General features: G+C 38.1%; 11 protein-coding genes. 5 read left to right on the plus strand and 6 right to left on the minus strand.

Going from position 1 to position 13,125, the window contains the following annotated elements; translation table 11 throughout:
- Positions 1–32 precede the first annotated feature (32 nt).
- The 6 genes from pstB to BFL47_RS12590 all read right to left on the minus strand — a co-directional run bounded on the left by pstB (position 33) and on the right by BFL47_RS12590 (position 7,313).
- Positions 33–827: a phosphate ABC transporter ATP-binding protein PstB gene (gene pstB, locus BFL47_RS12565; protein ID WP_083257153.1), complete on the minus strand. Its 795-nt coding sequence runs from the start codon at positions 825–827 to the stop codon at positions 33–35.
- Positions 803–1,663, minus strand: coding sequence for a phosphate ABC transporter permease PstA (gene pstA / locus BFL47_RS12570; protein ID WP_069660145.1), 861 nt, complete (start codon positions 1,661–1,663; stop codon positions 803–805). The genes pstB and pstA overlap by 25 nt, the downstream gene beginning before the upstream one ends.
- Complete coding sequence (gene pstC / locus BFL47_RS12575) at positions 1,656–2,543, minus strand: phosphate ABC transporter permease subunit PstC (RefSeq protein ID WP_139125818.1); 888 nt, start codon at positions 2,541–2,543, stop codon at positions 1,656–1,658. The genes pstA and pstC overlap by 8 nt, the downstream gene beginning before the upstream one ends.
- 1 nt (position 2,544) lies before the next feature.
- Positions 2,545–3,537: a PstS family phosphate ABC transporter substrate-binding protein gene (locus BFL47_RS12580; RefSeq protein WP_170827319.1), complete on the minus strand. Its 993-nt coding sequence runs from the start codon at positions 3,535–3,537 to the stop codon at positions 2,545–2,547.
- Positions 3,538–3,764: 227 nt separating this feature from the next.
- Positions 3,765–4,850, minus strand: coding sequence for a fatty acid desaturase family protein (locus BFL47_RS12585; RefSeq protein ID WP_069660146.1), 1,086 nt, complete (start codon positions 4,848–4,850; stop codon positions 3,765–3,767).
- A 555-nt stretch (positions 4,851–5,405) separates the two neighbouring features.
- A complete protein-coding gene (locus tag BFL47_RS12590; protein WP_069660147.1) occupies positions 5,406–7,313 on the minus strand; it encodes a DUF4914 family protein in 1,908 nt (635 codons plus the stop codon).
- Between the two features lie 348 nt (positions 7,314–7,661).
- Here BFL47_RS12590 and BFL47_RS12595 point away from each other — a divergent pair, with 348 nt between their 5' ends.
- The 5 genes from BFL47_RS12595 (at position 7,662) to BFL47_RS12615 (ending at position 13,007) form a co-directional block, all read left to right on the plus strand.
- On the plus strand, positions 7,662–8,894 hold the full coding sequence (locus BFL47_RS12595) for a nucleoside recognition domain-containing protein (RefSeq protein ID WP_069660148.1): 1,233 nt from the start codon (positions 7,662–7,664) through the stop codon (positions 8,892–8,894).
- A gap of 27 nt (positions 8,895–8,921) precedes the next feature.
- Complete coding sequence (locus BFL47_RS12600; protein ID WP_069660149.1) at positions 8,922–9,311, plus strand: methylglyoxal synthase; 390 nt, start codon at positions 8,922–8,924, stop codon at positions 9,309–9,311.
- A 21-nt stretch (positions 9,312–9,332) separates the two neighbouring features.
- Positions 9,333–11,357 (plus strand): S9 family peptidase, encoded by a 2,025-nt coding sequence (locus BFL47_RS12605; RefSeq protein WP_069660150.1) that lies wholly within the window; start codon positions 9,333–9,335, stop codon positions 11,355–11,357.
- The gene (locus BFL47_RS12610; RefSeq protein ID WP_069660151.1) at positions 11,357–12,328 is read left to right on the plus strand and encodes an NAD(P)H-quinone oxidoreductase; all 972 of its coding nucleotides are present in this window, start codon (positions 11,357–11,359) and stop codon (positions 12,326–12,328) included. The genes BFL47_RS12605 and BFL47_RS12610 overlap by 1 nt, the downstream gene beginning before the upstream one ends.
- A gap of 142 nt (positions 12,329–12,470) precedes the next feature.
- Complete coding sequence (locus BFL47_RS12615; protein WP_069660152.1) at positions 12,471–13,007, plus strand: DinB family protein; 537 nt, start codon at positions 12,471–12,473, stop codon at positions 13,005–13,007.
- Positions 13,008–13,125 lie beyond the last annotated feature (118 nt).

The following is a 13,125-nucleotide window of genomic DNA, read 5'->3' on the forward strand; positions in this document are numbered from 1 at the left end:
AGGTTTATATAGATGAGTCCAGGTTTTTTAAATTACCCAAATCTTCCTGTTATATAGTTTTGTGTTGCATTCTTTGCCGGATTAGTGAAGATCTTATCTGTATTATCATACTCTATTAGTTCACCCAGGTAAAAGAAAGCAGTTTTATCACTGATACGGGCGGCTTGTTGCATGTTATGGGTCACAATCACGATCGTAAACTTACTTTTCAGCTCATATATCAATTCTTCAATTTTAGCTGTTGAAATAGGATCCAGAGCAGAAGCTGGCTCATCCATTAATAAAACAGATGGTTGTACTGCAATAGCACGGGCAATACAGAGTCTTTGTTGCTGACCACCAGATAAAGCCATGGCAGATTTTTGAAGATTGTCTTTCACTTCATCCCATAAAGCCGCTTGTTTCAATGCATATTCAACCGTTTCTTCTAACACAGATTTAGATTTCTCTCCATTGATCCTTAATCCAAATGCAACATTTTCAAATATAGATTTAGGAAAAGGATTTGGTTTCTGAAATACCATTCCAATCTGTTTCCGGTAAGCATATACATCAATGATATTTTTGTAGATATCTATATCATCAATCATCACTTCACCCTTTATGGTTACATCAGGAATAAGATCATTCATCCTGTTGAAACAACGTAGAAAGGTCGATTTGCCACAACCGGATGGACCAATAAAAGCGGTTACTGTATTCGCTGTAATATTTATAGTAACATCTTTTAATGCCTGTTTTTTACCATAATACAAATTAAGGTCTTTCGCCTTTAATTTATACATTCCGTACTGTAGCTTTGCTAAGCTGTCGTTTTTCTGTACCATCTATTTCTTAATACTACGGCTATGCCGTTTAATAAAAATGTAAATACAAGTAATACAATAATACCTGCAGCTGCGTTATCAATAAAACCCTGTTGTGGCCGGGATGTCCAGTTAAATATTTGTATAGGCAATGAAGTGTACTGATCCATAGGCCCTTCAGGAATAAATGGAACATACGCTAAAGCTCCAACCACAATTAAGGGAGCCGTTTCGCCAATTGCTCGCGAAATAGATAAAATTACTCCCGTTAAGATTCCCCCAAAAGAGGCTGGCAATACCACTCTCCATATCGTTTGCAATTTAGTAGCCCCCAATCCGAATGCCGCTTCCCTCATCGTGTCAGGCACTGCTTTAATAGCTTCCCTTGTTGATACGATGATTACTGGCATAATCAATAAAGCTAAGGTCAATGCTCCTGACAAGATGCTGTTTCCAAAGCCGGCCATCCGCACAAATAACTCTAATCCAAGGATTCCATAAATAACAGAAGGTACTCCTGCTAAATTTGAGATGTTAATTTCAATGAATTTAGCCAGTCTATTCCGATTGCCATACTCCTGCAGATAAATCCCTGATAGTATGCCTATAGGCAATGCAATAATTAAGGTAATAAATAATAGACTAACCATACCCGCCAATGCGGTATAGATTCCTGACTGCTCAGGATGCCTGGATGGAAGATTAACAAAAAATGACCAGTTTATTCTGGAAAGACCTTTTATAAGGATATCAATGATCAAGATTAAAAGAGTTAGTAGTGCCATACCGGTACAGGTAATGGCAAAGACCTTAAAGACTTTATCTTTCACATTGGCTGAAATTAGTTCTTTATTCATAACGTTGCTCGTATTTTTTTCTTATCCAAAAACTGATGTTATTGAGCAAAAAGGTAAACATAAAAAGTGTGATACCTGCTGCAAAAATTGTCCTGTATTCCATTGAATCCTGGGGTACATCTCCCATACTGACCTGTACAATATAAGTTGTAATCGTTTCTACCGATTCTAAGGGGTTAAATGTAAGTTTAGGCTCTTGTCCCGCTGCTATAGCTACAATCATGGTCTCCCCCAATGCTCTGGAAATAGCCAGTATTACCGAAACAATAATTCCGGAGTTGGCAGCAGGAACGAGTACACTGAACGCAGTTTGAAAACGGTTTGCACCCAACCCGTATGAGGCCTCTCTTAACGATTTGGGAACTGCCCGCAATGCATCTTCACTTAAGGAAGTAATATAAGGGATGATCATCACGCCCATAACAATACCGGGCGACAAAGCATTAAATCCGGATAGACCTGGAATGAACTTTTGAAGCAAAGGGGTTACAAATTGCAGGGCAAAAAAACCATATATTACAGTAGGGATAGCGGCAAGGATTTCTAAAAGTGGCTTAACGACATAAGTGAACTTTTTCGAAGCATATTCATTCAAGTAAACGGCAATCGTAATACCCACCGGAACAGCGATAATGACAGCAATTGTCGTGGTTAGCAGAGTACCTGAAAGCAAGGATAAAATACCAAAATGCTTGTCTTCAAAAAGGGGTGTCCATTGTGTATCGGTAAGAAAGTCGAACAAAGATACCTCCTGAAAGAATTTAAAGGTGTCAATGGATAACACCAGAATGATACCTAAGGTCGTGATTACGGAAACCAGGCTGCATAACAGCATGACAAGTTCTATTACTTTTTCCGACTTGATTTTTATGCCCGACATTTTATTTTTTATCTGATAATAGTTTAAACAGGTTAACGCCAACAGTAGACTTGTTTTCAAACATAGAGCCTGTCGTATGATTCAAGAACCTTTTAAAGGATAGTTGATACACTTCAGGAGGTAAGGGAACAGAGCCAATTTCTGTAGCTAAGGGAGCTGCATGCGCTAAATAAAATTTAATAAAATCTTTTACAAAAGGTTTAGAAGCGGACTTCACATTGACATATATAAATTCAGGCCGGGATAAGGGCTGATAAGTCCCATCTTGAACTGTTTCTTCGCTCGGAAAGATGGCTTTAGCCTCTGGTGTCAATTTAACCGGCACCAATTTTAGCTTCTTTTTGTTTTCCATATAATAGGCAAGGCCAAAATAACCCATTCCATTCACATCAGACGATACACCCTGTACCAGGACATTATCATCTTCACTGGCTGTATAATCTCCTCTCGATGCCTTTGCTTTACCATTTATAGCTTCAGTGAAATAATCATAAGTTCCGGAAGAAGTTCCAGCACCATATAACTTCAGCGGTTTATCAGGCCATGAAGCCCGCACCTGTTTCCATGTATTGATTTTACCCTGGCTTTCCGGAGACCACATTGTTTTCAATTCAGCTACCGTAAAATAATCAACAAAGGTGTTTTTCGGACTTACCACGATAGCCATGCCATCGTAAGAAACAGGTATTTCTATAAATTCAATGCCATTTGTTCTGCTTATTTCTAATTCGCTTTTACTGATGGGACGAGAGGCATTGCTGATATCCGTTTCACCTCTTAAGAACTTTTTAAATCCTCCACCAGTTCCTGAAATTCCCACGGTAACCCTAATGTCTGGATCAACTTTTCTAAACTCCTCTGCTACAGCCTCAGTTAATGGATAAACAGTACTTGATCCATCAATATTAATTTTCCCTTTATATTCTTTAAAACATGAACACAAAAAGAGTGTACCTATTAATAAACAATATTCAAATCTAAACTTGTTCATCATTATTATAAGTTTTTCTTGAAGCAGATGCCCTAGCTGTGTGCAAATGTACTTAGAATACATGGAAGGTAGATGCCGAAACAGGTATACAACGCCCATACCATTTTAAATTGAACAGTTAATTAAAAAAACTTCATTATAATCCGCTTAATATCAGCTGAAGCAAAACACTAAGGATAATAAATTAACCTAAATTTAACATAAACTTCATATTGAGAATAGGTTCCAATTTATGCTACTGCTTGTTTTCCAAACTTTTTAAGCATAAACAAATGTGAGCGGAGCGCAGAAATAAAGGTTTTGCTTTCAATATAAGGTAGATTGAATTCTTTTGCGGTCTGTTTAACGATAGCGGAAATAGGTCCATAATGAATATGGCATACTTTAGGGAATAGATGATGTTCAATCTGCCGGTTCAATCCACCCAAAAAGAAAGCAGCTACTTTACTATTTGTGGCAAAATTAGCAGTCGTGCGCATCTGATGTTCAGCCCAGGCTTCTTCCATATTGCCGCTAGCATCCGGAACAGGGAATAAAGTACCCTCAACCACATGTGCCAGCTGGAAAACCAATCCCATAGTTAAGCCCTCAGCAAGATGAAGTGCTAAAAAGCCAATAACAAATTGCCACCAGGTCACATCCAGCACAATCAGTGGCAAGATGATAAACATGAAATAATAGGCAGCCTTATAAAAGAAAAGGTTGAAATATTCTATTTTAGGATGAGTCATTACGTGTTCCCCTATTTTCCCCTGGAAGAACTTCTTATAGTCCTTTCTGAACACCCATGATATGGAAGCCAGGCTGTATAAAGGAAGTGCATAATAATGCTGAAACCGTTGGATGCTGTTCACTTCTTCTTCCTCGGAAATACGTATAAGTCCGGGTGCTACCTCTATATCCTCATCGTGTCCCGGTATATTGGTGTACGTGTGATGCACAATATTATGGGTAATACTCCATACATATGGGTTGGCACCTACAAAATTAAACATAAAGCTAAAAACTTTATTTACCGTTTTATTGCCTGAAAATGATCCATGGATAGCATCATGGCAGATATTGAATCCTACAAAAGCACAACAAACTCCTAAAAGCACACAAAGTAGAAGCATGACCAGCGGACTGAAAATATTTAAGATAATTAGCAAATAGAGTGTGATGTAACCAGTAAGAAAAACAAACGTTTTAAACCACATGGCACTATTTCCATTTCGGCTGATTTTGTTTTCTTTGAAATAGCTATCAACCCTTTTGCGTACAGTAGAAAGAAATGGAGATTTTGAGTTACTGGAGAACTTTAATTTTTGATTCATTCGATTTTTAATGTTTGCTAAATTTTGCTAACAAACCAGATGTTTCAAAAAAAATCAGGTGTCTGCCTTAAATAGATGGAGCGAATATACGTATTGCTTTATACGTACCAGTTGAGTTAAAATGAATAGCATCTATAATTAGGCTATTTTGAAATTATTAACGCTAAGCCTTTTTAATTATTATGACAAAAATGTAAATTATTTATTAAACAAATGCGAATTGTTGTGTAATTAAAATTAAATATAAACACATCTATGTCTGTTGCTTAACATGCCTATACCAGTTAGGAGTCAAGTAGGATAGCTGATCGAGCATTGCAGCTTCTTTCATGCTTTAGTGTTGCTTGGTTGCTCGTCTAAAGTCGAACGACCAAGCGTGCACCAAGCTTGCATCAACGAGCAAGCAGCGAAGCAACAGTCCAGCCATTATACAGCATTCTCCTAAATAGGTCGTTCCTGGTATTTAAATTATAGCAAAAAAAATCCCCCTTACCACTATTATGCTGTAAGGGGGATTAAATTATCTCTATATGGAAACCCATATTTAGCTATTAATTAAGCTATAGGTGTTTCTGTAATTTTACTTTCTAAAGGATATTGAATCAAATCAATATAGTCTGTAAGTGTACCATCATTTAAACAAGTTTCAATGATCTTTCTTCCTAAAGGATGTAAGTCGGGAACTAAATATTGATTTAAAGTCTCTTTGAAGAAATCAGTCAAAAGTTTAGCACCTGCATCATAACCTTCAATACCATTATCTTTTTGTAACTCAACCTGTAAAAAATGTTTAGGGATTACCTGACCATCGATCTTCAAAGACTCAAGTGCATAACCTAATAGTGGAGATCTAGCAGGAACCATCGGTTCTTTTTTGAAACTTACATTACCTCTTAGTGAAATGTATTCCCTTGCAATCCATTGTCCCATGAACCCAACTTCGTAAGCACCAATATGTTGATTAGGAATTAGAATATAACGGGTTAATGGAGTGTTCAGGATTTGCTCTAACAACAAGTTGGCTTGATCAACGCGACGTCCGGTACAAAATGGCCAGTAAGAACCTACGCCCTCACTAATCATACCTTCAGCACTTACGATACTTGGGTTAGCATGTCCACGTGGAGCAACAAGTCTCCAGATCCAAGCCAAAGCAGGAGGTAAAACGTGGAAGATTCCAATAATACCATAATTAGGATTTTCCCGTGTACTAGGAGGACATCTTATTCCAAAGCTACGGATATCCACTTCAACTGGTTCATCAACAGTATTTGGAACAAATTTCCTTGGTAAGATTACTCTTGGATTAGTACAAGGTTTTCCAGGTGCATCCAGTGTATGTTCCCAAATTAAACAGGTAGCATCAGGTTTTCCATCTATGTTAAAAAACACCAATGGTTCCTTAGGATGTATGGTTGCACGCTCTATGGCAGGGTCAGTACCATATTGGGTAATGTGATTGATCCGTAAGAACCAGCCATGTTCAGCATCTTTTATTACGAGCTTCTTTCCGTTTTGAAAACTTGGAAGAGCAATTGCCATATCATCAGTAACAGGTTGTAGTTCGGATGAGTCTTTAATGTCCAGGTAATATTTCTCGTTACTTTTAATGTTAGTACCCAGTAGTACTCTGCCATCTTGTTCTCTTTGTATGGCACCTGTCATTTCACTTTTCCCGCTTCCACTAGCACCTTCGTGCATGATCGTGAATACGTTTTCATAGGGTGTGGTGATTTTTACAGCAGAGGCATGAAGTGTTGTCCATCCCTCCTCTTCGCCTATATCAAGCAATACGGCATAGATGCCTTTTTTAGCACTTGGTCCGGGATATAGATTGTATGCAAACATTTCATGCATTTTATCTAACCTGTTATGAACAACTACTTGTTTTCCATTAAAGTGCGTATGTCTAAATGGTGGTGCAAGATAAATAACTGCACGTGGAGTGAAATCCTGAGGTATTTTACTTCTTGGTATAAATCCCTGTAAATCTGCTAAACCTGCAGCAAAGAAACCTGCATTAGCCGGAGCAACAAGTAAAGATGGATAGCCTGTTTCATCGCCGCCTGACATAAAAGGAACAATGATTAGTTCGTCCTGTTCTTCGAGCCAATCGAAAGTCGCCTTACGTAAATCTGTGAACTCAGTGCCGTATTTATCTATAAATTTGGGTTTATCAGTGGGTCTGTGGTCCGCAATTACCATGCAATCAGGATCTCTTCTTCGCAGGTATGGATCAGCATAATTAACTGATATTCCATTTTTGCAACGAATTACTGTAGCTTCCACAACTCGACCAATGCCAGGAGTATTGTATGCAACTTCAAAAGTATTTCCTTCAATTCTTCCTAGAGATAAATCACTAAGGTCCTCTCTGCTTTCTGCAAGGATAACTTCTTTGTTTTCCACAATCCGCTCGAGCTCTGGGGGTAGAATAAACTTTTTAAATAAGGATTTTTCCATATGCTTTATCACAGGTTACTTAAACCACCATGATATATAATACAAGTGTAACTATACTTTGCTGTTTAGCAAATGACGCAGGTCATTATTTAATGTAATATCAATGAGAAACTGCATTATTTTTAATAAATATTGCAATAGACCTAGCTCTTATATTACAAACATTTTAAATATTTGCTCTGTTAAGAAATAGGAATCTATTGTTCGTGGGGACTTTTTATTTAAAATTTATTTGATAATTGAATTTCTTTTAATTTGTAGGCTTTTAAGTAAAAGCATGACAATATTTAATGGAATGATTGGAAATTTAGTAGATTTAACCGTTTAAAGCGTGAATTTTTATTTTATATGGCTCTCAATTACGTTTGGATTGCTTTTTTTATAATATCTTTTATTGTTGCACTGATTAAAATGATATTCTTTGGGGATACGACAGTTTTTACTCTCGTAATGAATGGAATGTTTGATAGTGCAAAAACAGGTGCTGAGATTTCGATAGGACTTATTGGGATCATGTCTTTTTGGCTTGGAATTCTTAAAATTGGTGAACGAGCAGGCATGATCAGCAAGTTTGCCAAAGCAGCAAGTCCTTTTTTTAGTAAGTTATTTCCGGGAATTCCCAAAGGTCACCCTGCTTCAGGATCGGTAATAATGAATTTTTCAGCAAACATGCTGGGATTGGATAATGCGGCTACACCGATGGGACTAAAGGCAATGAAAGAGCTTCAGGAGCTTAACCCCGATAAGGATACTGCAAGTGATGCTCAAATCATGTTTCTAGTGTTGAATACAGCAGGATTAACTATTATACCCACTTCAGTCATTGCACTAAGGATGGCAAATGGTGCGGCTAATCCGGCGGACATATTTATTCCCTCTCTTATAGGTACGTTTATTTCATTTGTTTCAGGAATGATTGCAGTGGCTATATATCAAAAAATAAACCTTTTTAAGCTTCCTATTTTAACTTTTATCGGCGGGTTTATTGCCTTAATGGCGGGATTATACTTTTGGCTTGGAGGCATGCCTCCAGCATTAATTCAAACGTATACGAGCCTGTTAGGAGGCATTGTCATCTTTTCTATTATCGCTTTATTTATAGGATATGGAGCGATTAAAAAGATTAATGTATATGAATCTTTTATTGATGGTGCGAAAGAGGGATTTACAACATCGGTGATGATCATTCCTTTTTTAATTGCTATTCTGGTTGCTATCAGTGCGTTCAGGTCTACAGGGTGTATGGATTATCTGGTCAACAGTATTGGTACTGTTGTAGCAGCTTGTGGTTTGGATACTGCTTTTGTTCCTGCCCTTCCTGTAGGAATCATGAAATCATTGAGTGGCAGTGGTGCCCGTGGTCTTATGGTAGATGTGATGACTACATATGGTCCGGATTCATTTCAAGGACGCCTGGCTAGTATTATTCAGGGCTCTACTGAAACTACTTTTTATGTTCTTGCCGTATACTTTGGATCTGTGGACATTAAAAGGCCCAGATATGCGCTTGCATGTGGATTGATTGCCGATTTAGTAGGACTTATAGCCGCTATAATAATCGGCTATATATTTTTTAAATAGACCTTACTCATATAAATAGATTAAATTATGTCTCAAAAAACGATTGCTCTTATTGCTCATGATGGTAAAAAGGATGAAATGGTAGCTTTTGTTACAGCATATCATGATATTTTAAAACCAATGAACCTGTTTGCTACTGGAACTACGGGATCAAGAATTCAGGCAACTGGATTAGATGTGACCCGAAAATTAAGCGGTCCGGCTGGTGGTGATGCTCAGATTGCAGCTATGGCTGCGGAAGGGAAATTGCATGCTATTATTTTTTTCAGAGACCCTTTAGGTATGCATCCACATGAGCCTGATATTCAAATGTTATTACGGGTTTGTGATGTACATAACGTTCCTTTGGCTACAAATCCGGCTTCAGCCCGATACCTTCTTCTTGGGATTATTGAAGAGAAAGAAAGCACACTTTAAGGTGTGTATTAAATACTTAAAATGAAAAAACTAGTTATAATGAGTTTTATTTTGGCATCTAATGCTACTATTGCTCAAGAGCGAATGACTCCTGAATTGTTGTGGAGTTTAGGAAGGGTATCTGGTGAATTGGTATCAGATAACGGTGAAAGTGTCATTTATGGGGTAACTCATTTTGATATGGAGGAAAATAAAAGCAATAAAAAATTATATCGTATTCCTTTTTCTGGTGGACCTGCTGTTGAATTAAATACAGAAGATGGTGCCAAAAGTGTGATCGCTGTAGATGATGTATCTGGAAAAATAACGTATTTGGATAAAGGGCAAATTTGGGTGATGAACAGTGATGGTAGCTCAAAATCTCAGCTTACCAATTCTGAATCAGAGTTGAACAACCTCAGGATCTCTCCGGATGGCAAACATATCTTATTTTCAAAAGAAGTTTTGATTTCTAAAGTCCACAGTCCTGACCGTTATCCTGAACTGAAAAAGTCGAACGCTTACGTTTTTGACGATTTAAATTACAGGCACTGGGATACTTGGGAAGATGGTAAGTACCAGCATATTTTCGTTGCTGACTATGCTGACGGTAAAATAGGTACTCCTCTTGATATTATGCCAAATGAGCCTTATGATTGTCCTCAAATGCCTTTTGGTGGATCTGAAGATGCAATATGGAGTCCGGATAGCAAGTCGATTGTTTATGTATCGAAAAAGAAAGCGGGTAAGGAATATGCGGTAAGTACGAATACTGATTTATATGTTTATTCTATTTCGGCTGGTAATACTGTGAATTTGACCCCGAATTTAAAGGGATATGATACTAGTCCGGAATTTAATAAAGATGGTTCCAGGATAAGCTGGCTGAGTATGTCGGAAGATGGGAATGAATCGGATAAAAATGATCTTCTTGTTTATGATTTCAAAAGTAAAAGCACTGTTAATCTGACCAAGGATTGGGACGGTACGGTTGCTTCTTTCAAATGGGATTTAAAGGGAACAAAAATCTATTTTTTAGCCGCGATAAAGGGCACAGAACAGTTATTTGAAATAAGTCAGGTTACTGCAGCCTCGGCAAAGTCGTTAAAACAAGTAACGAAGGGGCAATTTGATATCACTTCAATCATCGGTCAATCTGCTAATCAGTTGGTATTGAGTCGTGAGGACATGAATCATGCATCAGAACTGTTTAAATTGAATCTGAAAACGGGTTCACTTTCAACTGTAACAACCGTTAATAAAGCGGTTTATGATAAATTGGCCATGGGCAAGGTTACCGAAAGGCATATTCGTACATCAGACAACAAAGATATGCTGGCTTGGGTGATCTATCCACCTGATTTTGATCCTTCTAAAAAGTATCCTACTTTGTTGTATTGTCAGGGTGGACCACAATCTGCTCTTAGTCAATTTTATTCTTTCCGGTGGAACTTTCAGTTGATGGCAGCAAACGGGTATATCATTATTGCTCCGAACCGAAGAGGGATGCCGGGATATGGTGTAGAATGGAATAAACAAATTAGTGGAGACTGGGGCGGACAACCTATGCGCGATTATCTTGCTGCAATCGATGATATAGCAAAAGAACCTTATGTAGATAAGGATAGATTAGGTGCTGTAGGTGCTAGTTATGGAGGATATTCGGTATACATGCTGGCTGGAATTCATGAAAAAAGATTTAAAACCTTTATAGCACATGACGGGCTTTTTGACTTAAGAAGCTGGTATGGAACGACGGAAGAGTTATGGTTCGCCAATAAGGATATAGGAGGTCCATACTGGGGCGCAAATGTACCCGATGGATATAAGAAATTCAGTCCCATTGAATATGCTGATAAGTGGAATACGCCTATTATGATTGTTCAGGGGGGGAAAGATTACAGAGTACCAATTGAACAAGGGCTTGAGGCATTTCAGTTGGCTCAGCTTAAAGGGATTAAAAGTCGTTTGCTTTATTTGCCTGATGAAAATCATTGGGTAGTTAGCGCACAAAATGCGCTGGTATGGCAGACCGAGTTTTTTAAGTGGCTTAAAGAAACACTTTAATGAAAGCAGTAGTTATTACGAAACCAGGTGAGCCTGAGGTGTTACAGGTACTTGAAAGAGCAGTGCCTGTTTGTGCTGAAAATCAAGTTTTAATAAAGGTAGTTGCAGCTGGTATTAACTGGCCTGATGTGATGCAAAGGAAGGGACTTTACCCTGCTCCTCCAGGAGCGCCAGCTGACATTCCGGGAATGGAAGTTTCAGGTATTATTGAGTCTTGTGGATCGCAAGTGCAGAGATGGGTTGTCGGGGATGCGGTATGTGTGCTGTTAGTTGGTGGTGGCTACGCAGAATATGTGGTTGCCGACGCTGAGGTCTGTCTGCCTGTTCCAGATGGCTGGAGCTTTGATGAGGCAGCATCTTTACCTGAGACCGTGTTTACGGTGTGGCAGAATGTATTTCAACGTGGAAAACTTTCGGAAAATGATAGCTTTCTTGTTCATGGGGGGAGTAGTGGAATTGGAATTACCGCCATACAGTTGGCTGCCGCTATGGGTGCTAAGGTATATGCTACAGCCGGAACAGCGGAGAAATGTGCCTTTTGCGAACAACTTGGTGCTGAGCTTTGCGTCAATTACAAATTAGAGGACTTTGCTGTTGTGTTGAATCACCTGAAGTTTGATGTGATTCTGGATATGATCGGTGGTGATTATATGAGTAAAAATATAGGTTTAATGAATGATGACGGCCGGCTTGTTTTTATAAATGCGATGAAGGGATCGAAAGTAGAGATCGACATTATGCAGATTATGAAAAAGCGACTGATCATTACAGGAAGTACGCTACGAGGTAGGGACACTTCTTTCAAAGCGACTTTGGCGAAAGAGATAGAACTTAAAGTATGGCCTTTGCTTCGTGCCAGGACTTTCAGACCCGTTATCTTTGCGGTTTTTCCATTAGAAAAGGCGGCTGAAGCTCATGCTGTTTTGGAAAGTAGTAAACATATTGGTAAGGTAGTATTACGGGTTTCTTAACTTATTTGAGAGGGTGGTAAAAGCTTAACAGTAAGGAAGTAAGGATTTAACAAGGTGGTTTTATTTTTGATAAAATATATGGCATATATTATGCGTTATTAAATTTATAAAAATAAATAAGACCTACGTTATTCTTAAAACTATGTATCAGCAAACCATAGAGCGTTTTTGTAATCAACATAAAACCATTAAAAATTATATTGACGATCTTCCACCGGAAGCTATATACCGCAGGCTAAATCCTGATAAGTTTTCGATACATGAAACCATTGCTTATTTAACGCGGTATCATCATGTGTTTATGAATAGGCTTCATAGCATCATGCAAGATATAAATCCCTATTTTCAGGTCTATAAGCCAGATCAGGACCCTGAATTTAGATTTACCTGTGCGAAATCAACTGGCTCATTACTGCACGAAATGTATCGGGTGAGAGAGGAATTGTGTAGTTTTTTGCAAGCGATTCCATCAGAAAATTTCTCCCGAATTGGGATTCACGAAGTTTTGGGTAGAATGACAATTGACCAATGGTCTGAGTTTTTTCTGCTTCACGAGTCAACTCAACTATTTAAAATCTTCAAATTAGCTGGATCATTCTGGTCCATGGAATCAACTCAGCATAGTAATGTCATCCATCTTCCGCTACTTTCAAATTATTTGGATGAACTGGCAGTGTAAAGGTTTGTCCATTTTTTCGTACATTGTGTAAATTAGTGGACATTTATTTTACGTAAAGTAAAGATAATCACAGTTGTTGATAACATTATTTAGATTGAAAGTGTTATTTAAATATACC

Source organism: Arcticibacter eurypsychrophilus (assembly GCF_001730525.1).
Lineage (GTDB): Bacteria > Bacteroidota > Bacteroidia > Sphingobacteriales > Sphingobacteriaceae > Arcticibacter > Arcticibacter eurypsychrophilus.